The 25465-nt window shown below is 72.9% G+C and carries 23 protein-coding genes and 1 pseudogene; 10 read left to right on the plus strand and 14 right to left on the minus strand.

The annotated features are described in order from the left end of the window. Positions 1-25: 25 nt before the first annotated feature. The 4 genes from ACTWPW_RS41270 to ACTWPW_RS41285 all read right to left on the minus strand — a co-directional run bounded on the left by ACTWPW_RS41270 (position 26) and on the right by ACTWPW_RS41285 (position 3150). Positions 26-1234 (minus strand): DUF6395 domain-containing protein, encoded by a 1209-nt coding sequence (locus tag ACTWPW_RS41270; RefSeq protein WP_375111446.1) that lies wholly within the window; start codon positions 1232-1234, stop codon positions 26-28. Continuing rightward, on the minus strand, positions 1225-1587 hold the full coding sequence (locus ACTWPW_RS41275; protein WP_375111447.1) for a hypothetical protein: 363 nt from the start codon (positions 1585-1587) through the stop codon (positions 1225-1227). The genes ACTWPW_RS41270 and ACTWPW_RS41275 overlap by 10 nt, the downstream gene beginning before the upstream one ends. Before the next feature lie 99 nt (positions 1588-1686). Continuing rightward, entirely contained in the window at positions 1687-2460 is a 774-nt protein-coding gene (locus tag ACTWPW_RS41280) for an enoyl-CoA hydratase/isomerase family protein (protein ID WP_375111448.1), read from the minus strand. 33 nt (positions 2461-2493) lie between these two features. After that, positions 2494-3150, minus strand: coding sequence for an endonuclease (locus ACTWPW_RS41285; protein ID WP_443171875.1), 657 nt, complete (start codon positions 3148-3150; stop codon positions 2494-2496). A 196-nt stretch (positions 3151-3346) separates the two neighbouring features. Between ACTWPW_RS41285 and ACTWPW_RS41290 the strand changes: the two genes are divergently transcribed. Next, positions 3347-3631, plus strand: a complete 285-nt coding sequence (locus tag ACTWPW_RS41290; protein ID WP_364117798.1) for a Fe-S cluster assembly protein HesB — start codon at positions 3347-3349, stop codon at positions 3629-3631. Between the two features lie 50 nt (positions 3632-3681). On the opposite strand, the gene ACTWPW_RS41295 is transcribed toward ACTWPW_RS41290, so the two are convergent. Then, positions 3682-4371, minus strand: a complete 690-nt coding sequence (locus tag ACTWPW_RS41295) for a rhodanese-like domain-containing protein (protein WP_375111450.1) — start codon at positions 4369-4371, stop codon at positions 3682-3684. 82 nt (positions 4372-4453) lie between these two features. On the opposite strand from ACTWPW_RS41295, the gene ACTWPW_RS41300 reads away from it, so the two are divergent. After that, complete coding sequence (locus ACTWPW_RS41300) at positions 4454-6469, plus strand: CehA/McbA family metallohydrolase (protein WP_443171876.1); 2016 nt, start codon at positions 4454-4456, stop codon at positions 6467-6469. A 75-nt stretch (positions 6470-6544) separates the two neighbouring features. Here the strand turns inward: ACTWPW_RS41300 and ACTWPW_RS41305 are convergent, their stop codons facing one another. Beyond that, the gene (locus tag ACTWPW_RS41305; RefSeq protein WP_375111452.1) at positions 6545-6979 is read right to left on the minus strand and encodes a PaaI family thioesterase; all 435 of its coding nucleotides are present in this window, start codon (positions 6977-6979) and stop codon (positions 6545-6547) included. 280 nt (positions 6980-7259) lie between these two features. On the opposite strand from ACTWPW_RS41305, the gene ACTWPW_RS41310 reads away from it, so the two are divergent. Further along, the gene (locus ACTWPW_RS41310) at positions 7260-7916 is read left to right on the plus strand and encodes a TetR/AcrR family transcriptional regulator (RefSeq protein ID WP_375111453.1); all 657 of its coding nucleotides are present in this window, start codon (positions 7260-7262) and stop codon (positions 7914-7916) included. 97 nt (positions 7917-8013) lie between these two features. Here ACTWPW_RS41310 and ACTWPW_RS41315 read toward each other — a convergent pair whose 3' ends face one another. The 4 genes from ACTWPW_RS41315 to ACTWPW_RS41330 all read right to left on the minus strand — a co-directional run bounded on the left by ACTWPW_RS41315 (position 8014) and on the right by ACTWPW_RS41330 (position 10754). After that, entirely contained in the window at positions 8014-8298 is a 285-nt protein-coding gene (locus ACTWPW_RS41315) for a hypothetical protein (protein ID WP_443171877.1), read from the minus strand. Then, entirely contained in the window at positions 8295-8960 is a 666-nt protein-coding gene (locus ACTWPW_RS41320; RefSeq protein ID WP_443171878.1) for an HNH endonuclease family protein, read from the minus strand. Before ACTWPW_RS41320 ends, ACTWPW_RS41315 begins: the two co-directional genes overlap by 4 nt. Before the next feature lie 74 nt (positions 8961-9034). After that, complete coding sequence (locus ACTWPW_RS41325; RefSeq protein ID WP_443171888.1) at positions 9035-9919, minus strand: 2-hydroxy-3-oxopropionate reductase; 885 nt, start codon at positions 9917-9919, stop codon at positions 9035-9037. Positions 9920-9947: 28 nt separating this feature from the next. Further along, on the minus strand, positions 9948-10754 hold the full coding sequence (locus ACTWPW_RS41330) for a hydroxypyruvate isomerase family protein (RefSeq protein ID WP_375111456.1): 807 nt from the start codon (positions 10752-10754) through the stop codon (positions 9948-9950). A 162-nt stretch (positions 10755-10916) separates the two neighbouring features. Between ACTWPW_RS41330 and ACTWPW_RS41335 the strand changes: the two genes are divergently transcribed. Together ACTWPW_RS41335 and ACTWPW_RS41340 are read left to right on the plus strand one after the other, a co-directional pair. Beyond that, the gene (locus ACTWPW_RS41335) at positions 10917-11672 is read left to right on the plus strand and encodes a hypothetical protein (protein ID WP_443171879.1); all 756 of its coding nucleotides are present in this window, start codon (positions 10917-10919) and stop codon (positions 11670-11672) included. Continuing rightward, complete coding sequence (locus ACTWPW_RS41340; RefSeq protein ID WP_443171880.1) at positions 11665-12807, plus strand: helix-turn-helix domain-containing protein; 1143 nt, start codon at positions 11665-11667, stop codon at positions 12805-12807. Before ACTWPW_RS41335 ends, ACTWPW_RS41340 begins: the two co-directional genes overlap by 8 nt. A gap of 141 nt (positions 12808-12948) precedes the next feature. On the opposite strand, the pseudogene ACTWPW_RS41345 reads toward ACTWPW_RS41340, so the two are convergent. Further along, positions 12949-13302: pseudogene (locus tag ACTWPW_RS41345) on the minus strand (RrF2 family transcriptional regulator); the annotation flags it as partial. Positions 13303-13320: 18 nt separating this feature from the next. Further along, positions 13321-14385: a serine hydrolase domain-containing protein gene (locus ACTWPW_RS41350; protein ID WP_375111458.1), complete on the minus strand. Its 1065-nt coding sequence runs from the start codon at positions 14383-14385 to the stop codon at positions 13321-13323. Positions 14386-14615: 230 nt separating this feature from the next. Here ACTWPW_RS41350 and ACTWPW_RS41355 point away from each other — a divergent pair, with 230 nt between their 5' ends. From ACTWPW_RS41355 to ACTWPW_RS41375, 5 genes are all read left to right on the plus strand, one after another. Continuing rightward, complete coding sequence (locus tag ACTWPW_RS41355) at positions 14616-15338, plus strand: helix-turn-helix domain-containing protein (RefSeq protein WP_375111459.1); 723 nt, start codon at positions 14616-14618, stop codon at positions 15336-15338. Positions 15339-15437: 99 nt separating this feature from the next. Further along, positions 15438-16415 carry a zinc-binding dehydrogenase gene (locus ACTWPW_RS41360; protein ID WP_375111460.1) on the plus strand — a complete coding sequence of 326 codons (978 nt, stop codon included), beginning with the start codon at positions 15438-15440 and terminating at the stop codon, positions 16413-16415. Between the two features lie 47 nt (positions 16416-16462). Next, on the plus strand, positions 16463-18208 hold the full coding sequence (locus ACTWPW_RS41365; RefSeq protein WP_443171881.1) for an ABC transporter transmembrane domain-containing protein: 1746 nt from the start codon (positions 16463-16465) through the stop codon (positions 18206-18208). After that, entirely contained in the window at positions 18205-19995 is a 1791-nt protein-coding gene (locus ACTWPW_RS41370) for an ABC transporter ATP-binding protein (RefSeq protein ID WP_443171882.1), read from the plus strand. Before ACTWPW_RS41365 ends, ACTWPW_RS41370 begins: the two co-directional genes overlap by 4 nt. A gap of 87 nt (positions 19996-20082) precedes the next feature. Further along, a complete protein-coding gene (locus tag ACTWPW_RS41375) occupies positions 20083-21996 on the plus strand; it encodes an N-acetylmuramoyl-L-alanine amidase (protein ID WP_443171883.1) in 1914 nt (637 codons plus the stop codon). Here the strand turns inward: ACTWPW_RS41375 and ACTWPW_RS41380 are convergent. Both ACTWPW_RS41380 and glgP read right to left on the minus strand, forming a co-directional pair. Next, a complete protein-coding gene (locus ACTWPW_RS41380) occupies positions 21959-22855 on the minus strand; it encodes a MurR/RpiR family transcriptional regulator (RefSeq protein ID WP_375111464.1) in 897 nt (298 codons plus the stop codon). The genes ACTWPW_RS41375 and ACTWPW_RS41380 overlap by 38 nt on opposite strands. A gap of 21 nt (positions 22856-22876) precedes the next feature. Beyond that, entirely contained in the window at positions 22877-25459 is a 2583-nt protein-coding gene (glgP, locus tag ACTWPW_RS41385) for an alpha-glucan family phosphorylase (protein WP_375111465.1), read from the minus strand. Positions 25460-25465 lie beyond the last annotated feature (6 nt).

A 25465-nucleotide genomic window follows, 5' to 3' on the forward strand; every position in this document is an offset into this window, starting at 1 on the left:
ACTCCATTTCTCGCCCGTCGGCAGATCAGGCGCCCCACGACTCCACCTTGCGCACCTCGTCCCCGCTCATCAGCCCGACGTTCGCCTCGACGAACGCGCGCGCCTCGGCCCGCCACCGCTCGGGGATCTCCTCCAGGGCCGGCGGGTAGCAGTGATCCAGCCAGCTCGTCGACTCCTCCGTGACGTCGAAGTAGTCGAGCACGGGGGCGAACAGCGTGTTCTCGATCCCCGGGACGCGCGCCAGCCCGTACTGGATCATCTCCTGGCCCCCGTACGGCGGCTTCTTGAGGTATTTGCGGGCCACGGCGCGGTCGGCGGTGATCGGGGTGTCGAGCGGGCGGCGCTCCACGGCCGCCTGGATGAGCTCCTTGTACAGGCACTTGCCGCAGTTGCGGCACGGGCCGTCGGTGCCGCGCAGGCACCAGCGGACCTGCTCCTTCAGGGGCGAGCTCAGGGCCAGGCGCATGGTGACCGCCTCGCTCACCCCGCCGACGGGCAGCACGATGTGCACGCCGGCGGCCGCGAACAGGCGGCCCCACCTGCCGTGCGGCGACCACATCGGGTTGTCGGGGGTGAAGCGCCACAGGTAGCGGCCGCCGCCCAGCCAGCGGGAGCCCAGCTCGTAGCCGAAGCCCAGGCCGCCCAGGTCGAGCTGGTCGGCGAGGAGCAGCGCGCCCGCCGCCACCGCGTGGTGCTCGGGGTAGCCGGGGCGGGGCTCGGCGAGCGTGTACTCCAGGTCGGAGGTGACCGTGCTCAGCTCGCGGCCGGTCTTGGCGGCCAGCTTGGCCAGGACGTCGGAGCGGTAGTGGGGCCAGCGGTTGGGCACGCGCGGGTGGGCGACCCGGCGGAAGTGCACGAACGGGGCCTCGGGGAAGATCGTGGCCGCCGCCACCGAGTCCGCCCCGCCGCTGTACGAGATCGCGAGCCTGGCCCCGGGCCGGCGCGGCTCGGCCCCCACCGGGCCGGCGTCGACGCCCCACCCCGCGTGCAGGGCCTGGGCCACCTCCGCCGAGACGGCCCGGTCGAACGTGATCCGCTTCCTGGTCCACGGGGCCACGACCGTCCAGGCGGCCACGGCGTACAGGTCGGGGTGGGCGTCGCCCGGGACCCCGCCGACGGAGCAGGAGTTGATCGCCAGCTTGATCGGGTGCTCGTCGGACGCCTTGCCGGTGATCCCGTCCTCCGGGTCGAGGCGGAAGTCCAGGTTCGCGCCGCCGGTCCAGGTCACGCGCACGGCTGCTCCTCGGGACGGCCCGGCTCCCCGCGACCGGCGCGCAGCTCGTCGATGGCCTGCCAGACCAGGACCTCGTTCTGCAGAACCCCGTCCAGGGCCTTGGCCGTCTCCTGCGCGAGCCGGTGGGTGTCGTCGATCTTCGCCTTGTCGACCACGGGCCCGGGCGCCGGCGGCCGGGCCTTCCGCAGCCGCTCCACCTCGCTCTGCAGGGTCGCCACCTCGCGCCTCAGGGTCTGGACCTCCCAGAGCGCGTCCCTGATGTCCTGGCGGTGGTCGGCGATGGAGATGTAACGGGAGTCGAACCACGTGCGCACGGCCGTGCGGAGCCGCGCGGGGACCAGGACGCGCATCATGAAACGCCACCATAGTGGCAAACCAACATCGGTAAGGACGAGCCTTACCGAATGTGTTGACTTCTCGTTGCAGGTTGCCGGCGCCGCCCGGGCGTGGTCCTACCGGCCGGTGAACTTGGCCTTGGACTTCTCCGCGAACGCCCGCATTCCGATCTTGGCGTCGTCCGTGGCGAACAGGCCGGCGAACTGCAGCCGCTCGATCTCCAGCCCCGTGTCGAGGTCGGTCTCCAGGCCCTGGTCCACGGCCTGCTTGGCGGCCCGCAGGGCGACCGTCGGGCCGCCCACGAAGGTGGCCGCCCATTCGAGGGCGGCGGTGTAGACCTGCTCGTCGGGCACCACCCGGTCCACCAGGCCCATCGCGAGGGCCTCCGGGGCGGGGACGTGGCGACCGGTGAAGATGAGGTCCTTGGCGCGGGCCGGGCCGATCAGACGGGGCAGTCGCTGGGTGCCGCCCGCGCCGGGGATGAGGCCGAGCAGGATCTCCGGCTGCCCCAGCTTGGCCGACTCCCCCGCGACCCTGAAGTCGGCGCAGAGGGCGAGCTCGCAGCCGCCGCCCAGGGCGTAGCCGGTGATGGCGGCGATGACGGGCTTGCCGATGCGGGCGATCGCGGCGAAGCAGTCCTGGAGGGTGCGGGAGTGGGCGGACATGTCGGCGTACGACATGTCCGCCATCTCCTTGATGTCCACGCCGGCCGCGAACACCCGCTCCCCGCCGTACAGGATCACCGCCTGCACCTGCGGATCCGCGTCCACGATGGCGCCGGCCTCGGCGATCTCCAGCTGTACCTGCCCGCTGAGGGCGTTCATCTTCGGACGGTCAAGACGGATCGTGGCAATCTGGTCGGCCACCTCGACGCTCACAAACTCACCCATGTGCCCGAACCTAACAGCCCGTCCGTTTCATGGTCAGCGCGCCGCCGCCGACTTGACCTCGTCCACGGACTTCTTGCTGCGCGAGACCCGGACGAGGGCGGCGGACAGGCGTGCCAGCTCGTCGCCGGAGTGGGTCAGCTTCGCCAGCGGTCCGGCCTGGCGCGGCAGCCCGAGCTTGCCCGCGCCGTCCAGCACCCGCTTGTCCAGGTGCGGCGCGACCTGCGGCCAGACGGCCTGGACCTCGCGCAGGAAGATGTCGGCCCCCGTCGGCCCGATGCCCGGGAACTCCATCAGCAGCGACGCGATCCGCCGGTCGTCGCCCTTGACCTCGTCGCGCAGGCGGCGCAGGTCGCCCTTCCACCGGTCGATGAGCAGGTCGGCGCCGTCGCCGAGCATCGTGGCGGTGCGCTCGTCGTAGCGGCGGTAGTGGCCACGGCCCAGCGCGTCCACCCGGTCCTGCCAGCTCGCCTCGCGCATGCCCTTGGGCGTGGCGTACCCGGCGGCGAACAGCTCCCTGGCCGCGGCGACGGCGACCTCCGCCGAGATGCGCGCGCTGAGCAGGGTGGCCAGGACGAGCAGCTGGTAGAGCGGTTTCGGCTGGTCGGACAGCTTGATGCCCGCCTCGCGGGCGAACGTGCGGCCGTAGCGGTCGAGCAGGGCGTCCAGTACGGCTCCATCGGTCTTACCCATGCGGCCTCCGCTACCCGGGAGTCACCCCGGCATTCCGGCCGGTGTTCGGGCCGGTGTTCGGGCCGGTGTTCGGGCCGGTGTTCGGGCCGGTGTTCGGGCCGGTGTTCGGGCCGGTGTTCGGGCCGGTGTTCGGGCCGGTGTTTGGGCCATGAGGCCGGGGGGAGGCGGAGGGTTCCACCGGACAAAGGAGCAGGTCGTGCTGACATTGACCGACAACGCCGTCGTCGCCATCCGTGACCTCATGGTCGGAGAGGACGTACCCGCCGACGCGGGGCTGCGCATCGCCCCGAAGGCGGACGAGGCCGGGACTCTGGAGGTCTCCCTGGCGAGCACGCCGCAGGCGGGAGACCAGGTGGTCGAGAAGGAGGACGTGCGCGTGTTCGTCGCCGAGGACGCGGTGCCGATCCTCGACGACAAGTCGCTGGACGCCCAGCCGGGCAGCCCTGGGCACCCGATGTTCCGGCTGGACCGGCGAGGCTGAGCGCGCCTGCCGGCCGTTCCGTCCCGATCGGGACCGGGGCTGAGCGGGCCTCAGCCCCGGTCGGACTCGTTCTCGGGCGGGCGGGAGTCGCCGAGGCCGAACAGGCCCACCAGCGTCCCGTCCGCCTGGGTCACCACGACGTGGTCCACCTTCGCCCGGTCCATGCGCTGGACCAGCGGTTCGAGCTCCTCGCTCGGGCGTACGGTGGTGGTGCCGAGCCGCATGGCGCTCTCGGCGGTGTCGTCGAGGTCGGCGCCCTTGAGCTCGCGCGAGCCGATGATCCCCTGGACGACGTCGTCCTCGTCCACCACGACGGCCAGCCCGGCCGGGTCGGCGATGATGCGCTCGGTGAGCGAGCCCAGCGGGTCGTCCAGCACGGCGGTCACCGGGTCCCGGCGCACGTTCTGGGACACCAGGGCGGCGTGGCCGTCGTACGGCAGGTCGGCGGACAACCAGTCCATCTTGCCCACGCCGTAGTCGTACACCTCGCGAAACCCCAGCCGTTCGAGGCGGTGGGCGGCGCGCGGGCTCAGGTCGCAGAGCCAGTCGTGGCAGTAGACGATGACCGGGCGCTCCCGGTCCAGCGTGCCGGCGGACCGGTCGAGGCCGCGCAAGGGCAGGTTGACCGCCTGTGGCAGGTGCGCCCACGCGTATTCACGCTCGGGCAGCACCTCGACGAGCTGTGCGTCGCGGGTGGCGAGCAGGTCCTGTACGGCTTCGCGATCGATGATGTGCGTCATGACCTCCCCGTACCCCGAGATGAGGGACGCAGCGGACGATTCGTGTCACGATGACGGCGCGTCCAATTCCAGGGAGTGTCCGATGTGTGACGATCCGCTGCTTCCCGCCCCCGTGGCCGCCGCGCTGGCCGAGTACCGCGCGTTGCGTGACGCCAACGACGCCCGCTGGGGTGAGCCGCCCCTGTCGTACGTCGTCCAGGCCTGGGCCACCGTCTTCCTGTCCGGCCACCACGGCTACTGGGCCACCGCCCTGCGCCAGGTCGCCGAGCGCCACCCCGACCTGCCCGCGGCCGAGCTCGAGGACCACCTCGGCGAGGTGGACCCCGATCGGGTCGTGCGCGACGCGCTCGCCGGCGACGTGCCGGACAACCTGCCCGCGCTGCGCCTCACCCCCAAGGGGTGCGCCCTGGAGGCCGGCACGCGGGTGGTGCTGGGCGACGGGCCGTTCCGTACGGCGTTGCTGCTGGATTCGAGCCGGGACAAGCCGGTGACGGTGGTCGTGGACGGCACGCCGTACGTGGTGGCGCCGCGCGGGGCCAAGGTCGTCGAGGTGGGCGAGTCCGTCCTGGTGGGCGGGGAGCCGGTCGATCTGTCCCCGCTGAGCAGGCGGGCCCCGGCGGCCACGGTCCGGGTGCGGGCCGGGTTCCCGTGCCGGTGGAGCGTCACGGGGGCCAACGGGCAGGGCTGGTATCCGGAGGGCGCCCCGCCGAAGATCGACGGGCTCCGGCGGCCGTACTTCCATGGGGACGACCTCGTGGTCGCCGTACCCGCGGAGCCGGTCACCGTGGCCGTGACCAGGGGGATGGAGTACACCTTCGCCGAGGTGACCGTGACCCCGGAGGCCGGCGCCGAGACGCTGGTCGAGCTGGCGCCCGAGCGGCTCTACGACGCGGCCGCCCGCGGCTGGTACGGCGGTGACCTGCACGTCCACCTCAACTGGATGGGCGAGGAGCCGGCCGCGCCCGCCCTGGCCGCCGCCGCGCAGCACGGCGAGGACCTGCACGTGCTCAACCTGGTGGCGGGCAACGTGGCGAGCGAGCGCGTCTACGACGTGGAGGCGCTGAGGCACTGGGCGGGCAAGGACCTGCCGTGGTCCGACGACCGGCACCTGGCCAGGCTCGGCGTCGAATATCGCAACGACCTCATCGGGCACCTGACCGCGTTCGGGCTGCGCGAGCCGCCGCGGCGCTACCACACGGGCTTCCAGGGGACGGCGGACTGGCCGCCCAACTCCGTGGCGCTGGAGGAGTTGCGGGCGCTGGGCGGGATCACCGGTTACGGGCATCCGTTCCACACGCCGTTCGGCGACGACGACCCGCCGGACGTGGTGCTCGACCGCGGGCGCTCGTGCTCGGCCAGGGAGATCGTGGCCGACGCGGCGCTGGGCCTGATCGACACCCTCGACGTGCTCAACCACTCCTCCATCGCGGCCACCGCCGCCGTCTACCGCCGCCTGATCGGCGCCGGGAACCGGCTCGCCGTCACCGCCGGGACCGACGCCGTGCTGTCGTTCTGCCGCCGCGGCACCGCCTCCGGCCCGCCCGGCTGGGAGCGGGTGTACGCGAACGTCGCGGGCCCGCTGACGGCCGAGTCCTACGCCGAGGCGATCCTGCTCGGGCGCACGTTCGCCACCACCGGGCCGTGGCTGGAGCTCACGGTCAACGGGTACGGGCCGGGCGACACGCTGGAGCTGGCCCCGGGGCAGCGGGTGGAGATCGTCGTCTCCTCGATCGGGCCGGAGGTGGAGTCGCTGGAGATCCGCACCGCGGACGGCGTGCTGGCGCAGGGGCCTCCCGGGCGGCTGGTGGCCACGACGGTGGCGGGCGAGCCGACGTACGTGGTGGCCGTGGCCACCGGCGGGCCGCACCCGCGCACCATGCACCGCGGCGCCTACGCCCACACCAGCCCGGTGTACGTGAACGTCGCGGGCGGGCACGTGGCCAGGGAGGCGGACGTGCGGTGGTGCCTGGCGTGGCTGGACCGGCTGGAGGTGGTGCTGCGGGAGTTCGGCACCTTCGAGACGGCCGAGCAGCTCGGCGACCACCTCGACCTGTACGAGCGGGCCAGGAAGGTCTACCGGGGGCGCCTGACCTCCTAGTCATGAGGTGAGACCGGCCGGTCATGGGGCAGGTCGGCCGTCGGTGGCGGCGTGCGTGCGCGGGAAGGCCCGCGCTCAGTCCTGCTTGGTCGGCTGGATGTGTGCCGTCGCGGTCGCCACGGCCACCGGCTCGCCGTCGGGTCCGAGCAGCTCACCGGACATGAAGCAGACCTGGCGGCCCCGGCGCACGACCCGGCCCCGGCCGACGAGCCTGCCGGGACGGGCCGGACGCAGGAACTGGACGTGCAGGTCGAGCGTCGGGGCGAAGTGGCCCGGCGGCAGCGTGGCGACCAGCGCCGGGCCGAGCGTGTCGTCGAGCATCGCGGCCAGGAACCCGCCCTGGATCGCGCCGACAGGGTTGGTGAAGCTCTCGCCCGCCTTGAAGGCCACCTCGATCGTCCCCTGGTCGGGGTCGACGCTGAGCAACTCCCAGCCCAGCGTCGTGGCGGCCGGGGGCTGCGGGACCCTTCCGGCGAGCACGTCCCAGAACGGGCCTTGTCGGGTTTCCATGAGGGCGATTCAACGCCACGCCACCGACAATCGCCGGGCCGTGCCCCACGCCGGTAGGTGCCCGTCGAACGCCACCAGCTCCACCGGGCCCTAGGGCCTCGGCGGCAGGAGCATGGGAGCCGGCGAAGACGGGTGAAATCCTCGGGCGGTCCGTACGCCCGCGCGACCAGGGCTTTCATAGTGATCACCCTTCAGTCAATCAGTAAGCGGAGAAAATCTCTCCGGTTTCTGACGTTAGGCTGCAGCGAGAAGTGAAGTCGAGCGAGAGGCGGCTGACCGCATGGGCGCGCCGGGCCAACTGAGAGCGGACGCCAGAAGGAATCGAGAGCTGATCGTCGACACGGCCCGGGGGGTGTTCGCCGAGCAGGGCCCCGGCGCGACGATGGACGAGATAGCGCGGCTGGCCGGCGTGGGCGCCGGCACGCTCTACCGGCACTTCCCCGACCGCGACAGCCTGATCCACGCCGTACTCGCCGACGGCCTGGACCGCATGATCGCCCTGGCGGAGGAGGCGCGGGCGGAGGAGACGTGGGCCTGGGACGCGCTCAGCCGGTTCGTGCGCGGCTGCGCCGGGCTGCGGCTGGACCTGCTCGTTTCGGTCGCCGGCGCGCAGGTGCCGGACGTGGCCGCCACGCCCGAGATCGACGCGAGCCGCACCCGCCTGCTGGAGGCCCTCGACCGGGTCGTGAACGCCGCCCACGCCGAGGGGGCGCTGCGTCCCGACGTCGGAGCGGGAGACGTCATGGGGGTGGTCGGGCTGCTCATCCGGGGCCTGCCCACGCTGCCCGCCGACCTGGGCGAGGAGCTGCGGGAGCGGGCGGTGCGGCTGGTGCTGGCCGGCATGCGCGTCCATCCGGCGCCGGCGCCGCCCGGCGAGGCGATGACCGCCGAGGAGCTGATCCGGCGCCTCTCGGAGAAGGAGAAGGCCGGGAGCTGAGCTGCGAGGGCCCCGGCGACACGGGGTCGCCGGGGCCGTCTTCAGCCGGCCGGGGCGCTTTCGGGCCACCGGGGCTGGCTTTCCGGTACCGGGCCGTTCAGGTGGCCGGGCGGAGGTCGGCGAGGCCGTTGGGCATGCCGCGCTCGACGGCCTGGACGATCTCCTTGTGGAGGTGCGGTCCTGGATCGGCGGCGGGGCCCAGGGGGCTGCCCTCGATCTCGTACCACTCGTCGGCGTCCAGGTACTGGATGCGTACCGTCACCTGGTCGCCGGCCACCTCCGTGCGCACGGTCACCTCGCCGGTGATGACGCCGACCTCATCCGTCATCACCCCGCCGGGACCGGCGAGGACGCTGCTCTCGTACGTTTCGGCGCCACTCACGCGCCTCCATCCTCGTGGCAGGTCGACACCATCTCCAGGAGCGCGTCCCGCTCGGCGTCGGTGATGGTGAGCTGGTAGCGGGCCTTGATGTCGATCCAGGCCCGGCTGTACGTGCACCAGTAGCTGCGCAGCGGCGGCCGCCACTGGTCGGGGGACTGGTCGCCCTTGGACCGGTTCGAGGCGGCCGAGACCGCGATGAGCTGGGGCCCGTCCAGGTCGTTGGCGAACCGCTTGCGCTGCGCGTCGGTCCAGGCGTTCGCGCCCGAGCGCCACGCCTGGGCCAGCGGCACCATGTGGTCGATGTCGAGGGCGGAGGAGCTGGTGAACTCCTTGCCGTCGTACTCGCTGTACCAGGTGCCCGAGATGGCGCGGCAGCTCTCGTCCTGCTTGACGTCCACGCCGTCGCGGGCGAGCACCGTCTCGCGGGTGTCGCAGGAGTAGCCCTGCCGTGCCCAGTGCGGGAAGCGGGCGCGGCTGTAGCCGGCCATCGGGCGCGGCTCGGCGACGACGAGCTGCTGGAGCTCCGCGTACGCGGCCGGGACGGACAGGGGAGGCGGGAGTTCGGCGGGAGCGGCGCTCGCGCCGGCGGCCGGAACCAGGGCGAGGAAGGCCGCGGTCGCGGCGGTCGCCGCCCGGGAGGGCCATGATCCAAATGAGAACATGGCCAACAACTAACAGCGATGATTACTCTACGTAATCATACTTGTCACTTAAAGTGACGGATCTGGCACTCCCTTTACTCGGTCCCCGAGAGCCGCTCCACGCCGCGCAGCAGCGCCGAATGGTCCAGCGCGCCGTCGCCGGTGGCGTTCGCCGAGGCCACCAGCTGGGCCACCAGCGCCCCCAGCGGCAGCACCACGCCCGCCTCGCGGGCCGCCGAGGTGACGATGCCCATGTCCTTGTGGTGCAGGGCGATGCGGAACCCGGGCTCGAAGGAGTGGGCGACCATGTTGGCGCCCTTCTGCGCCAGCACGGCGGACCCTGCCAGGCCGCCCCCGAGCACCTTCAGCGCCGCCTCCAGGTCCACCCCGTACGCCCGCAGGAACACCACGGCCTCGGCCAGCGCCTCGATGTTGGCGGCGACGATCAGCTGGTTGGCGGCCTTGACCGTCTGGCCCGAGCCGCTCGGCCCGACGTGCACGACGGTCTTGCCGACCGCGTCGAAGATCGGCCTGGCGACCTCGAAGGCGTCGGCCTCGCCGCCCACCATGATCGACAGGGCCGCGTTCCTGGCGCCCGCCTCGCCGCCCGAGACCGGGGCGTCGAGGTAGCGCAGGCCCCGCTCCCCTGCCTGCTCGGCCAGCTCGCGCGTGACGTCGGGGCGGATCGAGGAGAAGTCGACGATCAGCGTGCCGGGCGCGGCGTGCGCGAAGACGCCGTCCGCACCGGTCAGCACGTCCTGGACGTCGGCCGAGTCGGGCACCATGAGCGCGACGACCTCCGCGCCGGTCACGGCGTCGGCGATCGACCCCGCCACCCGCCCGCCGGCCTCGGCCAGCGGTCGGGCCTTGTCCGGCGTGCGGTTGTAGCCGGCCACGGCGTGCCCGGCCCTGACCAGGTGCACGGCCATGGGGCTGCCCATGATGCCGAGGCCGATGAAGGCGATGGCGGTCACGTCGATGATCCTTCCGAGCTGCGGGCGAAGTCGGTCACGCCGGAGGTCCTTCCGGGTCTGCGGCGCGGGCCTCGCGGGGGAGCCAGGCGAACGCGTCCGGGCCATCCGAGCGGTATTCGAGGCCGATGTACCCGTCATATCCGGCGGCGCGCACGTCGTCGATCCACTGCCGGAGCGGCAGCTCGCCCTCACCGGGGGCACCCCTTCCCGGGGCGTCGGCGATCTGCACGTGGGCGATGCGCCCGGCGTACCGCTCGATGGCGGCGGGCACGTCGTCGCCGTTGACGGCAAGGTGGTAGAAGTCGGCGAGCAGCCCCACATCGGGCACCTCGCCCAGCCGGTCGAGCACGGCGACGGCGTCGGCGGCGGTCAGCAGGGGGTAGCGGGGCGCGCCGCTGACCGGTTCGAGCAGCACGGTGCCCCGTACGCCCCGCGCGCAGGCCGTCAGCAGCTCCACCGCCAGGTCGTCCTGCTCCTTGGGGTCGGCCCCGTCGATCCGGTTGCCGTAGAGGGCGTTGAACGCGCGGCAGCCGAGCCGCTCGCCGATGGCCGCCACAACCGGGATGTTGTCGAGCAGCTCGCGCGTGCGGCCGGGCCACGACACCAGGCCGCGCTCGCCGGCCGGCATGTCGCCCGCGAAGAAGTTGAGCCCCGTGAGCCTTACGCCCGCGTCCTCGACGGCGCGGACGAACCCCTCCACCTCCCGGTCACCGGGCACCGCCACCGGCCACGGCCACCAGAACTCGACCGCCGTGAACCCGTCGGCCGCCGCCGCGGCCGGCCGCTCCAGCAGTGGCAGGTCCGTGTAGAGGATGGAGCAGTTGACGGTCCACCTGGTCACGCGCGGGCCTCTTCCGATCGTTCGCGCAGGCACCCTGGGCCTGGTCGAGGCGCATTGTCATACAGATGTGCGAAGTGGACAAGTCACGGGTGTGTCGCACGGGCATCATGAAGCCGGAGCGGGTCTATGATGTTGGAAAATAAAGCGGCGGGAGGGTCGGGCATGCGGGTGTCCCAGTGGGCTCACGAGACGTTCGGGCAGCGCGTCCCCCTGATCAGGCAGGGTGTCGCGGAGGCGCTGTCGGTCGCGCTGGAAAACGCCCGCGACGCCCAGAAGGTCGCGCAGACCGACCACCTGCACCCGTTCGGGTTCACGCTCATGTCGCGCAAGTTCGAGGCGCTGGCCGAGGCGTTCGGCGACCAGGGCGACGTGCGGATCGTGAAGCCCGGCGGCTCCCAGCACGAGCTGGTGGTGGTGAACGGCAAGCTGCTGTTCCCGTTCCGCTACGCCAAGGACCGCTCGGTGAGCGTGATGAGCGCCCGCATCGGCGACGGGCGGCCGTCGGCGCTGGTGCAGGCGCTGTTCAACCGGTTCGGGCCGGAGCCGCGGATGCGGCAGCTGGCCCTGCACGACGTCGCGCCGCACGCGGTCCCGGTCGCCGAGGCGCTGGGCGACCTGCCCGAGGACACCAGGCTGGTGCTGATCGCCTATGCCTGCAACGCGCACGCCGGGCTGCTGGACGCCTGGTGGGGCGAGGCCGAGCTGCTCGACCGCCTCGGCAGCCTGCGCTGGCACCACTGCGAGGAGATCCCGCTGCTGCAGGAGGCCCATTCGCCCGCCCGCGGCGACAGCGCGGCGGCGTTCGACCAGGGTGTCCTGCCCGCGCCCGAGCTCAATCCGCGCACCGGCGCCGCCCGGCTCGCGGCGCCTGTCAGCGAGGCCACCCCGATCAGGCCAGAAGCCGCAAGCGGTGCGTGATTCCCGGCCGGGCGGGCTGACTCCGCAGGCCGTCGCCGACGCCTTCGACGCCACGCGCCTCACCCAGGCCCGCCATCTGGCCGCGCTCACCAAGAAGGAGGTCGCCGAGCACCTCGGCGTCTCCCCCGCGGCGGTCGGGCAGTACGAGGCCGGCGTCACCCGGCCGCGGCCCGATCTGATCCCGCTGCTGTCCGAGGTGCTGTCGGTGCCGATGGCGTTCTTCCTGCCGGGGCGCCCGCACGGCAAGCTCGACGGCTCCATGGCCCATTTCCGCAGCCTGCGCTCCACCCGCGCCTACCAGCGGGCCAAGGCCGTGGCCTTCGTCGAGCAGGTGTGGGAGCTGGCCTACGCCCTGGAGAAGCGGGTCCAGCTCCCCGCCGTCGACCTGCCCGGCTTCGCGGGCGGCGAGATGCACTCGGCGCTGCCGCGCGACCCGGCGGGCGCGGCTCGCGCGCTGCGCGCCCACTGGGGGCTGGGCACCGGCCCGATCAGCCACCTGGTGCGCCGCATGGAGGCGCACGGCATCGTGGTGGCCTTCCCCCGCCACGACCCCGACGCGGTCACCGTCGACGCCTTCTCCACCTCCAGCCTGCCCCGGCCGATCGTGGTGCTGACCCCCAACAGGTTCGACGACATCTACCGCCACCGCTTCACCGCCGCCCACGAGCTGGGCCACCTCATCCTGCACGGCGACACCGCCGCGGGCGACACCCAGCAGGAGCGCGAGGCCGACGCCTTCGCCGCCGAGTTCCTCACGCCCCGCGACAGCATCCTGCCCCAGCTCCCGCCGCGCGCCGACCTGCGCAGGCTGGCGGAGCTGCGGCAGACCTGGGGGGTGTCGGTCGACTCGCTGCTCTACCGCTGCCGGGAGACGGGGTTGCTGTCCGACTCGGCCGCCGGCCGGGCCTACCAGCGCCTCAACGCGCTGCGCGAGCAGCCCGGCTTCACCAACGAGCCGGTCTCCGGCTATCCGGGCGAGCAGCCCGTCCTGCTGGCGCACGCCTTCGAGCTGGCGAGCGGCGGGAGCGGCCTGAGCGCCGCGACCCTGGCTCAAGAGCTGGCCTGGCCCATCGCCCGGGTGCGCGAGCTGATCGGCCTGCCCGACCAGCGGCCCTCCCTGAAGCTCGTCCCCTAGCCCCGTTCGACCCGTCCGACCGCGTCGCCGGTCTCGGTGCCCAGATACCACCCTGCCCCGAGCCAGGCGGACGACCCCGGCCGGCCGGTCGTTGGGCGCGTACGGACCGGTCAGGCCCGGATCCCACGCGACCGGGTGAGATCAGCTGTCCCGGTGGAGGTCGGCGATGGTGGTCGCGGCCAGGGTGGCCTTCATGGCGTCCTCGGCCTGCCGCAGGTTGTCCGCGACGCGCCGGCGGATCACGTCGGGCCGCCCGCCGGTCAGCGCGTGGTCGATGTCCGTCCTGAACAGCGGGCGTTCCTGCTCGCTCGCCTGGAGCACGTCCAGCAGCGTGATCTTCTCGGACGGCCTGGCCGGCCTGATGCCGCCCTTGGCACCCTCGCGGGTCTCGATGAGCCCCGCCCTGGCGAGGCTCTGCACGATCTTGGTAGCCGTCGGCGGCGCTGTGCCGAGCGCCGCCGCCAGCTCCCTGGTGGAGACAATTTGATATCTAGTACGTTGAGTTAACCTTCGTCAACGGGTGTCACCGGGGCAGAACTCGGCCTGGAGCAGCTCGGCGAACGTGGCGATCAAGTTGCCCCAGTCGCCGTTGACGTTGCTGACGACCAGGTGCTCGCCGTCGCGGCTGCCCATCGCGTACGTCCAGGAGCCGTTGATCGCGCCGCCGCCGCCCCAGACGGTCGCCCCGCCGGGCAGCTCCTGCCAGAAGACGCCCAGCCCGTACGTGGTGTTCGGGATCCACTCGGAGCCCTCGGTGGAGACGCCGGTGAACATCTCCTCCTGCAGCGCGGGCGGGAGCAGCCGGCCGCCCAGGAGGGCGCCGAGGAACCGGTGCAGGTCGTCGGCCGTCGACACCATGCCGCCGGCTGCCCAGGCGCCGGAGGCGTTCAGCTCGGTGACGTCGTGGATCTCGGCGTCGGGCTCGGCGAGCATGAGCTTGGAGTAGTGGCGGGAGTGGGGGCCGCGCAGCTCGGTGTCGTCGCCGGGGACGTACGTGCCGGCCAGGCCGAGCGGGCGGGCGATGCGCCGCTCGACCTCCTCCGCGTACGTCCGGCCGGCGACCCTCTCGATGATCAGCCCGGCGAGCACGAAGTTGGTGTTGGAGTAGCCCCAGCCCTCACCCGGCGCGAACGCGGGAGCGTGACTCGTGGCGATCTTGACCAGCTCCTCGGGCCGCATGCGGTCGAAGCGGCGCTCCAGGACGGCCGGGCCGACGTACTGGCCCATGATCTTCTCGTCCATGGTGTAGTTGAAGATCCCGCTGGTCTGGTTGAGCAGCCGCCTGACCGTGATCCCGCCCCCGTTGGGGATCGCGCCCGGCAGCCATCGTTCCACGGTGTCGTCGAGGCTCAGCGCGCCATCGGCGGCGAGTTGCAGCACCACGGTCGCGGTGAACGCCTTGGTGAGGCTGCCGATCCTGAACCGGTCCTGCGGGCGGCGCTCGCGGCCGGTCTCGATGTCGGCCACTCCCGCCGTACCGAACCAGCTCTCGCGCCCGTCGCGCACGTCCGCGAGGATCCCCGGCACCCCGCCGTCGGCCACGGCCCCGTCGAGCACCTTCTGCACTGCGTTACTCATTCGCGTCTCCCCTGCTTCGCGATACTACGTGTTCGGACAAGTCCAAAAGCTACGTTGCATTCATACTTGTCGTCAATCTGCCTTCGGCGGCACGAGTGGCGTATCAGCAGGTAGATTGAGGTGAAGATTGCAATGGGTCTAGGGGCGAACGCAATGGAGAAAGTTGCAATGGAGTGGGTTCGAACGCAATACTGGCCGGGAACGATCGAGCGAGTGGGAGGCGGGCGACGATGCCGGGAGGCAGGCTGACCCACGAGGACCGGCGGCAGATCGCGGCGGGCCTGGCAGAAGGGCTCGGCTACGCCGAGATCGCCAGGCGGCTCGACCGGCCGACCTCCACCGTCAGCCGTGAGGTGCTGCGCAACGGCGGCCCCCAGGACTACCGGGCCGATCGTGCCCAGCAGGCGACCGGCCGGCGCGCCCGGCGTGGCAAGCCGGCCCCGCCGCCCGCCCGGCGGGCCACTCCGACGGCCTACGGGCGTGACCCCAGGGCGGTGCGGGCGTTCGAGGAGCGGATGACCGAGGTCCTGATGCTGACGGGGCTGCCGCGGATGACGGCCCGGGTCCTCACCTGCCTGTCCACCACCGACACCGGGGCGCTCACGGCCCGGGAGCTGGTCGAGCGCCTGCAGGTCAGCCCGGCCTCGATCTCGACCGCCGTCGCCTTTCTGGAGGAGCAGGAGCTGATCAGGCGCGAGCGCGATCCCCGGCGGCGGCGTGACCGTTACGTGGTGGACGACGACGTCTGGTACCGGTCCTACCTGGCCAGCGTGGAGCGCAACGCCCGGCTCGCGGAGGCCGCCCGCGACGGGGCGCAGGTCTTCGGGGCGACCACCCCGGTGGGCGCCCGGATGGAGACCGTGGCCAGGTTCCTGCACCAGACCAACCAGGACATGATCCGGGCGGCCGAGCGCTGGAGGCACCTGTTCGGGCCGAACCGCCCAGCTCGATAGGCGCCTCGGCGCGGGCGAGCTCGACGCGAATCTGAGAGGGTTGACCTCAAGCATGGTCGAGGTTGCAGGCGCGGAGTACGCGACCTTCGGGAGAGAGCCATGCACGCCGTCGTCCTGCACACCTTCGGCCCCGCCGAGAACCTCAGCTACGAGATCGTCCCAGACCCCGAGCCCGGTCCCGGCCAGGTGCGCATCGCCGTGCACGCGGCCGGCGTGCACCTGGTCGAGACGATGATGCGGGCCGGCCTGTCCGGCGGGTCGACGCCGCCCCTGCCCGAGCTCCCGTCGATCTTCGGCGGCGAGGTGGCGGGAGTCGTCACCGCCGCGGGCCCCGGGGTGGACCCCGCCTGGATCGGCCGCGACGTGGTGACGTCGGCCGGCCGCCCGGGCGGGTACGCGGAGCTGGCGGTGGCCGACGTGGCAGCCCTGCACCGCATCCCCACCGGGCTCGGCCACGAGACGGCCGTCGCCATGATCGTCACCGGCTGCACCGCGCTGCAGTTCCTGGACGCGGCCGAGCTGACCTCCTCCGACGTGGTCCTGGTGACCTCGGCGGCGGGCGGCATCGGCCGGCTGGTCGTCCAGTACGCGCGCCGCCTCGGCGCGACGGTGGTCGGCGCGGCCGGCGGTCCCGCCAAGGTGGCGGCCGTCCGCGAGCTGGGCGCGGACCTCGCCGTGGACTACGACGAGCCCTCCTGGCAGCGGGCCGTCGCCGACCGGCTCGGCGGCCGGACGGTCACCGCCCTGCTCGACGGGGTGGGCGGGGACAGGGCGCGGGCGGCGTTCGAGCTCCTGGCCGACGGCGGCCGGTACGTCACCATCGGCAACGCCTCCCAGCAGGACTTCACGCCGGACCCGGAGGAGCTCAAGGAGCGCGGCCTGACCGCGACCAACGCCCTGCTGCTCCTGCTCGGGCGGCCGGAGGAACGGCCCGCGTACGAGGCCAGGGCGCTGGCGGCGGCCGCCGACGGCACGCTCGTCCCGGCGGTGCAGGCGTTCCCGCTCTCCGAGGCGGCGGCCGCCCACGCCGCGCTGGAGACCAGGCGGACGACGGGCAAGGTCGTCCTCGTGCCCTAGGGACCCCCTTCCCGGTCCACCGCGGCCGGGTCGTTAGTGTGCTGGACATGGCAGAGCGGATCATGGATCCCGGAACCCCCGACTGCCGTGGCGCGGGACGGTACCTGTGGTGGCTGGTCACGCGGCAGCGCGGCCGGGTCCTGCTCGGCGCGTTCCTGGCCACGGCCTGGATGGTGTGCCTGACGCTGCCGCCGTACTTCCTGTCCCGCGCCATCGACGACGGCCTGGCGACGGGACGCCTGCCCGTGCTGGCCTGGTGGGTCGCCGCCGTGCTCGGCACCGGCGTGCTGAACGCGTGGCTGGCCATCATGCGCCACCGGACCATGACGAGGGTGCGCATGGACGCCGCGTTCCGGACCGTGGAGGTGGTGGTCCTGCACGCGACGCGCCTGGGAGCGGCGCTGCCGCGCAAGGTGACGGCCGGGGAGGTGGTCACGATCGGGTTCGGCGACGCCGCCATGCTGGCCCAGACGCTCACCATCACCGGCCCGGGCGTCGGCGCGGTCCTGGCCTACCTCGTCGTGGCCGGGCTGCTGCTGTCCGTCTCGCCGCCGCTGGCCGCCGTGGTGCTGCTGGGCGTGCCGCTGCTCGCGGTGCTGCTCGGCCCGCTGCTGGGGCGGCTGCGTGGGGCCGAGACGGCCTACCGGGTGCGGCAGGGGGAGCTCGCCGCGCGGTTCGCGGACATCGCCGGAGGGCTGCGGGTGCTGAACGGCATCGGCGGCAAGGACGTGTACGCGGAACGTTACCGGCGCGGCTCGCAGGAGCTGCGCGAGCAGGGGTACCGGGTCGGGGCGGTGACGAGCTGGATCCACGCCCTCGGGGTCGGCCTGCCCACGCTGTTCCTGGGCGCGGTGACGTGGCTGGCGGCCCGGATGGCCGTGCAGGGGGACATCACGGTCGGGGAGCTGGTGGCGGTGTACGGGTACGCCGCCGTGCTGGTGGTGCCCGTCGCGTTCTTCACCGAGGGCGGCTACGACCTCAGCCGCGGTCTGGTCGCCGCCCGCCGGGTGGTCCACTTCCTGAACCTGGAGCCTGCCGCCGAGGGCGGGGACACCGAGGCACCCGGGTCGCCGGCCACGCTGCGCGACCCCGCGTCCGGCGTGGAGATCGCGCCGGGGCGGCTGACCGCGCTGGTCGGCGCGCGACCGGCGGAGGCGGCGGCCGTCCTCGACCGCCTGGGCGGCTTCACCGAGTCGGCCGCCACCTGGGGCGGGGTCCGCCTCCGCGACCTCGGCCGGGAGCGGGTACGTGACCGGATCCTGGTGGCGGACAACGAGGCAGACGTGTTCGCGGGGGCGTTGCGCGAGGTCATCGCGGGCAGCCGGGACCCGGACGACGAGGCACTCCTCCGCGCCGTGCGCGCGGCCATGGGCGAGGACATCGTGCGGGCGCTCCCGTACGGGCTGGACTCGGTGATCTCGGCCCAGGGCCGCAACCTGTCCGGCGGGCAGCGGCAGCGCGTCCGCCTGGCCCGTGCGCTGCTCGCCGACCCGGAGGTCCTCCTGGCGGCCGAGCCCACCTCGGCCCTGGACGCCCACACCGAGGCGGCCGTCGCGGACCGGCTGCGCGCCGCGCGGGCCGGCCGCACCACCGTCGTCACCACCACCTCGCCTCTCGTGCTGGATCGGGCGGACACGGTGTACTACCTGGTGGACGGCGTGGTGGCGGCCACGGGCGAGCACCCCGGCCTGCTGCGCGACGAGCCCGGCTACCGCCTGCTGGTGTCCCGTGGCGAGGAGGACGACGGGCCGGCCGATGGGACCGGCGTCCCGCCTCAGGAACTCGCCCGATGACCGCCACCCCCGATTCCGCCGACGACGGCCGGTTGCCGGTCGCCGAGCCGGGGCGGACGCGCCGGGCCGCGTGGCGGCTCGTCCGCCTGGACGGCCGCGCCTTCGCCGCCATGCTCGCGCTCAACGCCCTGGCCGCCGGCGCGGGGCTGGCCGCCCCGTGGCTGCTCGGCCGCATCGTCGACGAGGTCAAGTCCGGCGCGACCGTCGCCGCCGTGGACCGGCTGGCCCTGGCCATCCTCGTCTGCGGGGTGGCCCAGCTCCTGCTGTCCCGCTACGCGAGCTTCGTCGGCCACCGGTTCGGCGAGCGCACGCTGGCCCGCGTCCGGGAGGAGTACACCGAGCGCACGCTCGCCCTGCCCGCCTCCGTGGTCGAGCGCGCCGGGACCGGCGACCTGACGACCCGGGGCACCACGGATGTCGCCTCGGTCGGCGCCACGCTCCGCGACGCCGGTCCCGACGTGGCCATCGCCGCCGTCCAGGCCGTCTTCATCCTGGCCGCCGTCTTCGCGCTCGACCCGCTCCTGGGCGCGTGCGGGGTGCTCGGCCTCACCGGCATCTGGTTCGCCTCCCGGTGGTACCTGCGCCGGGCGGTCGGGGCGTACCTGGCCGAGGGCGCCGCCAACTCGGCCCTCGCCGAGGAGCTCGCCGCCACCACCGGCGGCGCCCGTACGGTGGAGGCGCTCAGGCTCGAGCACCGCCGCATCACGGCCGCCCGGCGGGCCATCGACGAGTGCCGCCGCACCCGTACCAGGACGTTGTTCCTGCGCAGCGTGCTCTTCCCGGTGGTGGACGTCTCGTACGCCATCCCCGTCGCCACCGTCCTGCTGCTCGGCGGCGCGCTGATGACGCGGCAGCCGGGCGCCGTGACGCTGGGCACGGTGGTCGCCGCGGCCCTCTACCTGCGCCGGCTCGAACAGCCGCTGAACACCGTCCTGGAGCAGCTGGAGCGCCTGCAGAGCAGCATCGCCTCCTTCTCCCGCGTGGAGGGCCTCGCCACGGCTCCCCGGAGCACGCCGGCCGCTTCCCCGGAGCCGGCCGGCGACCGGCTGGAGGTCCGCGGCGTGCGCTTCGCCTACGACGGCGGCCCGGACGTGCTGCACGGGGTGGACCTGTGCGTACGCCCCGGCGAGCGGCTGGCGATCGTCGGCCCCTCCGGCGCGGGCAAGACGACGCTGGGCAGGCTGCTGGCGGGCGTGGACGCCCCGCGGACCGGCTCCGTCACGGTCGGCGGCGTCCCCGTGGCCGGCCTCGACCCCGACCGGCTGCGCGAGCGCGTCGTCCTCGTCACCCAGGAGCACCACGTGTTCCTCGGCACGGTACGCGACAACCTGCGGATCGCCGCCCCCGCCGCCACCGACGCGGACCAGCGCGCGGCCCTGACCGCCGTGGGCGCCGACTGGATCGACGACCTCCCGGACGGCCTGGACACCGACCTGGGCCACGGCGCCCACCGCCCGGACGGCGCGCAGGCCCAGCAGCTGGCCCTGGCGCGGGTCGTGCTGGCCGACCCCCACACTCTGATCCTCGACGAGGCCACCGCCCTGCTGGACCCGGGAACGGCCCGCCACACGGAGCGCGCCCTGGCCGCCGTCCTCGGCGGGCGTACCGTCATCGCCATCGCCCACCGCCTCCAGACGGCGCACGACGCGGACCGGGTGGCGGTCATGCGGGACGGGCGGATCACCGAGCTGGGCACGCACGAGGACCTGGTCGCGGCCGGCGGCGGGTACGCGGACCTCTGGCATTCGTGGCACGGGGACCGGCCGCGACCCGATCGCCAAGGGTGAAGAATATCTTCGCAAAGATCTCGCCAGCGAAGGAAAATGTTGAGACGCTGAACTGCACGACGCACCCCCCAGTCCGAGGAGTGGTTCATGCGCAGACTGCTGGCGATCTCTCTGGTCGCCCTGCTGCCCTTAAGCTATGTGAGCGCAGCTCACGCCCAGGAACCCGCCGACCGGCAGCAGGCCTTCGCGGCCGCCGCCGAGGAGTTCCAGGTGCCCGCGAGCGTGTTGCTGGGCGTCTCCTACCTCGAGTCCCGCTGGGACGCCCACGCGGGCCAACCCTCCAGCGACGCCGGGTTCGGCCCCATGCACCTGACCGACGCCGCCGCCTTCACCTCCGCCAACCACCACAGCGAGGGCGAGGAGGACGCCCGCGGCGACGACGGACGCCCCCTGCCCCCGCCCGCCGAGCAGCCCGCGCCCACGGACATCCCGGCCTCGCTGCGCACCATGGAGCGGGCCGCCGCGCTGACCGGCGAGAGCCACGAGCGGCTGCGTACGGACGACGCCGCCAACATCCGGGGCGGCGCGGCGCTGCTGGCCGACTACCAGAAGGCGCTCGGCGCGCCGCTCAGCGACGACCCCGGCGAGTGGTACGGGGCCGTGGCCAGGTACTCCGGGGCCGAGGAGGCCGGGGCCGCCAAGTTCTTCGCCGACGAGGTCTTCGCGACGATCAAGGAAGGGGCCGCACGGACGACGGACGACGGCGAGCGGGTCGCCCTGACGGCCGTGCCCGGCCTGGAGAAGATCGAGAAGTGGCTGGAGAAGCTCGGCCTGCGGCCCACCCGCCCCGACGGCGTGGAGTGCCCGGCCTCGATCTCCTGCGAGTGGATCCCGGCCGCCTACCAGGAGCTGCCGGACAACGACTACGGCCACTACGACCTGGCGAACCGGCCGTTCAGCCAGAAGGTCGACTACATCATCATCCATGACATGGAGGGATATTTCCTGCCCTCCATCCGCCTCAACCAGGACCCCAACTACGGCGCGAGCTGGCACTACTCCATCCGCTCCTCCGACGGCCACATCGCCCAGCACATCAAGACCAAGGACGTCGGCTGGCAGGCCGGCAACTGGTACGTCAACGCCAAGTCCATCGGTCTCGAGCACGAGGGCTTCCTGGCCGAGGGCAGCACCTGGTACACCGAGGCGATGTACCGCTCGTCGGCCCGCCTGGTGCGCTACCTGGCGCTCAAGCACGGCGTGCCGCTGGACCGCGCCCACATCCTGGGCCACGACAACGTCCCGGGCACGCTCCCGACGACCGTGCGCGGCATGCACGAGGACCCGGGGCCGTTCTGGGACTGGGCGCACTACTTCCAGCTCATGGGGGCGCCCCTGCACCAGTTCGGCGGGCCTCAGGCGGGATCGGTCATGATAAAGCCGGACTTCGCCACGAACAAGCCGTACTTCTACGGCTGCGACCGCAAGAACCCGTCAGCCGCCTGCCCGCCGCTCCCCTCCGGCACCGTCTGGCTCCGCACGGAGCCGCGGCCGGACGCGCCGCTGGTCAAGGACATCGGCAAGCACCCGACCGGCGACTCCCTCTACAGCGTGTACGACCACAGCGCCCGCGCGAGCACCGGACAGCGCTTCGCCGTGGCCGACCGCCAGGGCGACTGGACGGCCATCTGGTATCTCGGCCAGAAGGCCTGGTTCCACAACCCGGCCGACGCCCCGACCGCCGTCCCGTCCATGGGGCTCGTGGTCACCCCGAAGCCGGGCAAGGCGACCGTCCCGGTGTACGGGCGGGCGTACCCGGAGCAGGAGGCCTACCCGGAGGGGATCCCGTACCAGGCGGTGACCCCGCTGCAGTACACGTTCTCGGCCGGGGAGAAGTACACCCTCGCGGGTCCGGCCGCCACCGAGTACTACCGCGCGGTCACCTTCAACCTGGAGGACCACAAGGTGGTGCGGGGCAAGACCAGATACCTGGAGATCCAGTTCGGCCACCGCGTGATGTTCGTCAAGGCTGACGACGTGCAGGTGACGTTCTCCGGGTGAACTCCCTGACGGCGCGCCTGGTGCTCGCGAGCGCCTCCTGAGAGGCGTCGAACGTGCGCTGGGCGACGCCGACGAACACGCAGTCGACGACGAGGAGCTGGCTGATCCGGCTGGCCAGGGCGCCGGGACGGAACTCCGTCTCGCGCCCGGCGGAGATCAGCACGTGTTCGGCCAGCTCCGCGATGGACGAGCGGGGGTTGTTGGTGATCGCGACCGTGGTGGCCCCGGCCTCCTTGGCCCGGCGCAGCGGCTCGATCACGTCGGGGGTCTCGCCGGAGGTGCTGATGCCGATGGCGACGTCGCCCGCCCTCAGCAGCACCGCGCTGGTCAGCGCCAGGTGCGCGTCCTGGAAGGCGTGGCTGGACAGGCCGATGCGCATCAGCTTCTGCGCGACGTCCTCGGCCACCAGCCCGGAGGCGCTCACTCCGTAGGCGTCGATCCGCCGGGCGCCGACGATGGCGTCCACCACCAGCCCGAGGCGCTCGGAGGTGAGCTGGGCGATGGTGTCGTTGATCGCCTCCGACTCGGCCCGCGCCACCTTCTGGATGACCTCCGACAGGGGGTCGTCGGGGGCCAGGTCGCCGGGCACCAGCCGGTCAGGCTGCGCGGCGGCCGCGGCTAAGGCCAGCCTGAGCTGCGGGTATCCCGCGAAGCCGAGCAGCCTGGCGGTGCGTACGATCGTGGCCTCGCTGGTGCCTGAGGCGGCGGAGAGCTCCGTGATGGTGCTCCGGGCCACCGTCGCGGGGTCCTCCAGGATGAGGCGTGCGACGGTCTGGGCAGCCGGCGTCAGGGACGGCAGCACACCTCGGACCGTGGCCACCAGAGTGTCAGCCCGCAGGCCGTTCCCGCTGTCGTCCACCCCCTGATTATGCCCGGTTGTTTACCGCAGAGTTCCGTTCGTCATACCCGCAGGTTCCTCGGGGACGGCTATGAGCCCGAGCTCCGCGGGCGTGGCGAGGAGCGGGTGGTACGGGACGACCCGCACGGTGTAGCCGAAGGCACCCGTGCGGTCGAGCGGGACCGTGCCCGTGTAGTGTGCCCGCCGGTCGTCGTCCACCGACTGCGCCAACAGCTTGGCGTACGCCGGGTGCACCAGCTCGTCGTGCGGCCCGACCTTGCCGTACGCGACCTCGACCAGCACGTCGTCCGGCTCCAGGTCGCCCAGCGCGATCGTGGCGTGCAGCTCGATGGCCGCCCCGACCTCCGGCATGTCCCCCACGCCGGCCGCCTCGACGTGCTCGACGCGCACCCCCGGCCAGGCCCTGGTCACCCGGACCCGCCAGGCGGCGAACCCCTTGGCCGGCGCGTAGGACTCGGCGCTCAGCGCGCGGGCGGAGGCGGCGGCCGGGTTGTACAGGGTGACCACGTAGTCGCGCAGCATGCGCCCGGCCAGCACCTTGGGCCCGAGCGAGGCTAGTGTGTGCTTGACCATCTCCATCCAGCGCCGCGGCAGGCCGTCGATCGCGCGGTCGTAGAACCGGTCGGACACCTCGTGCTCGATCAGGTCGTAGAGGGCGGCGGCCTCCAGCTCGTCGCGCCGGTCGGCGTTGGTCACCCCGTCGGCGGTGGGGATGGCCCAGCCGTTGGTGCCGTCGTACCACTCGTCCCACCAGCCGTCGCGGATCGACAGGTTGAGGCCGCCGTTCAGCGCGGACTTCATCCCCGACGTGCCGGACGCCTCCAGCGGGCGCAGCGGGTTGTTCAGCCAGACGTCACAGCCCTGGACCATGAGCTGCCCGAGCGCCATGTCGTAGTCGGGCAGGAAGACGATGCGGTGCCGGACGTTCTGCTGGTCGGCGAACTTGACGATCTGCTGGATCAGCTTCTTGCCGCCCTCGTCGGCGGGGTGGGCCTTGCCGGCGATCACGATCTGCACCGGTTTGTCCGGCGACAGCAGCAGCTCGGTCAGCCGCTCGGGGTCGCGCAGCATGAGCGTGAGCCGCTTGTACGACGGCACGCGCCGCGCGAACCCGATCGTCAGCACGTCGGGGTCGAGCGCGTCGTCGATCCAGCCCAGCTCGGCGTCGGAGGCCCCGCGCTCGCGCCAGGACCTGCGCAGGCGTACGCGGGCGCCGTCGACCAGCCGCTTGCGCAGCGTGCCGCGGATCTGCCAGATGTCGGCGTCGGAGATCTTCTGGATGCCCTCCCAGCCGCGGGCCCGCTCCAGCAGCGAGGGCAGCTCGCGCCCGGCCAGCTCCATGAGCTCCCTGCCGACCCAGGTCGGCGCGTGCACGCCGTTGGTGATCGACCCGATCGGCACCTCGTCCAGGTCAAATCCCGGCCAGAGATTTTTGAACATCTCCCGGCTGACCTCGCCGTGCAGCTTGGACACGCCGTTGACGCGCTGGGCCAGCCGCATGCCCATGACGGCCATGTTGAACCGGTGCGGGTCGGACTCCGCGCCCAGCGCGAGGATCCGCTCCACCGGCACGGTCGGCCAGGCGTTCGCGCCGCCGAAGTGGCGCTCGATCATGTCCACCGGGAAGCGGTCGATGCCCGCGGGAACGGGGGTGTGCGTGGTGAACACCGTGCCGGCCCGCACCGCCTCCAGCGCCTCGTCGAACGACATCCGCGCCTCGGTCAGCTCCCGGATCCGCTCCAGGCCGAGGAAGCCGGCGTGGCCCTCGTTGGTGTGGAAGACCTCCGGGTCGGCGTGGCCGGTGATCTTGCAGTAGGCCCTGATCGCGCGTACGCCGCCGACCCCCAGCAGGAGCTCCTGCATGAGCCGGTGGTCGGTGCCCCCGCCGTAGAGCCGGTCGGTGACGTCTCTGGCGGCAGTGTCGTTGTCGGCCACGTCGGAGTCGAGCAGGAGCAGCGGCACCCGTCCGACCTGTGCCACCCACACCTGCGCGTGCAGCACGCGCTCCTCGGGCAGGGCCAGGCGGATCTTGACGGGCGTGCCCTCGGCGTCCTTGAGCAGGCTCAGCGGCAGCCCGCCCGCGTCGAGCGACGGGTAGTGCTCCAGCTGCCAGCCCTCCGGCGAGAGCGACTGGGTGAAGTAGCCGTGCCGGTAGAGCAGGCCGACGGCCAGGATGGGCACGCCTAGGTCGCTGGCCGCCTTGAGGTGGTCGCCCGCGAGGATGCCCAGGCCGCCCGAGTATTGCGGCAGTGCCGTGGCGATGCCGAACTCGGGCGAGAAGTAGGCGATGGCGCGCGCGCCGTCGGGCAGCGTCTGGTACCACCGCGGCGAGGTCATGTATTCGCGCAGGTCGTCGGCGGCGTCGGCGAGCCGCCGCAGGAAGCGGCGGTCGGCCGCCAGCTCGGCCAGCCTGGCCGGCGTGACGGCGCCGAGCAGCGCCACGGGGTCGTGTCCGACCTGCTCCCAGAGGTCGGCGTCGACCTCCGCGAAGAGGTCCATCGTCTCCGGGTGCCATGACCAGCGGAGATTGTGGACGAGCTCGCCGAGGGCGGCCAGCTCCGCGGGCAGGACGGTGCGGACGGTAAACCGGCGGATAGCTCTCACGTTTCT

Origin of the sequence: Nonomuraea sp. KM90 (genome assembly GCF_052246675.1) — a bacterium.
Taxonomy (GTDB): Bacteria; Actinomycetota; Actinomycetes; order Streptosporangiales; family Streptosporangiaceae; genus Nonomuraea.

Excerpts from the sequence above, each read along its gene's own strand:
- ACTWPW_RS41375 (WP_443171883.1), top strand. The coding sequence starts at position 20,083 with ATGCGCAGACTGCTGGCGATCTCTCTGGTCGCCCTGCTGCCCTTAAGC.
- ACTWPW_RS41355 (WP_375111459.1), top strand. The coding sequence starts at position 14,616 with ATGCCGGGAGGCAGGCTGACCCACGAGGACCGGCGGCAGATCGCGGCG.
- ACTWPW_RS41280 (WP_375111448.1), bottom strand. The coding sequence starts at position 2,460 with ATGGGTGAGTTTGTGAGCGTCGAGGTGGCCGACCAGATTGCCACGATC.
- ACTWPW_RS41350 (WP_375111458.1), bottom strand. The coding sequence starts at position 14,385 with ATGAGTAACGCAGTGCAGAAGGTGCTCGACGGGGCCGTGGCCGACGGC.
- ACTWPW_RS41335 (WP_443171879.1), top strand. The coding sequence starts at position 10,917 with ATGCGGGTGTCCCAGTGGGCTCACGAGACGTTCGGGCAGCGCGTCCCC.
- ACTWPW_RS41360 (WP_375111460.1), top strand. The coding sequence starts at position 15,438 with ATGCACGCCGTCGTCCTGCACACCTTCGGCCCCGCCGAGAACCTCAGC.
- ACTWPW_RS41310 (WP_375111453.1), top strand. The coding sequence starts at position 7,260 with ATGGGCGCGCCGGGCCAACTGAGAGCGGACGCCAGAAGGAATCGAGAG.
- ACTWPW_RS41295 (WP_375111450.1), bottom strand. The coding sequence starts at position 4,371 with ATGACGCACATCATCGATCGCGAAGCCGTACAGGACCTGCTCGCCACC.
- ACTWPW_RS41365 (WP_443171881.1), top strand. The coding sequence starts at position 16,463 with ATGGCAGAGCGGATCATGGATCCCGGAACCCCCGACTGCCGTGGCGCG.
- ACTWPW_RS41275 (WP_375111447.1), bottom strand. The coding sequence starts at position 1,587 with ATGATGCGCGTCCTGGTCCCCGCGCGGCTCCGCACGGCCGTGCGCACG.
- ACTWPW_RS41320 (WP_443171878.1), bottom strand. The coding sequence starts at position 8,960 with ATGTTCTCATTTGGATCATGGCCCTCCCGGGCGGCGACCGCCGCGACC.
- ACTWPW_RS41285 (WP_443171875.1), bottom strand. The coding sequence starts at position 3,150 with ATGGGTAAGACCGATGGAGCCGTACTGGACGCCCTGCTCGACCGCTAC.
- ACTWPW_RS41305 (WP_375111452.1), bottom strand. The coding sequence starts at position 6,979 with ATGGAAACCCGACAAGGCCCGTTCTGGGACGTGCTCGCCGGAAGGGTC.
- ACTWPW_RS41300 (WP_443171876.1), top strand. The coding sequence starts at position 4,454 with ATGTGTGACGATCCGCTGCTTCCCGCCCCCGTGGCCGCCGCGCTGGCC.
- ACTWPW_RS41370 (WP_443171882.1), top strand. The coding sequence starts at position 18,205 with ATGACCGCCACCCCCGATTCCGCCGACGACGGCCGGTTGCCGGTCGCC.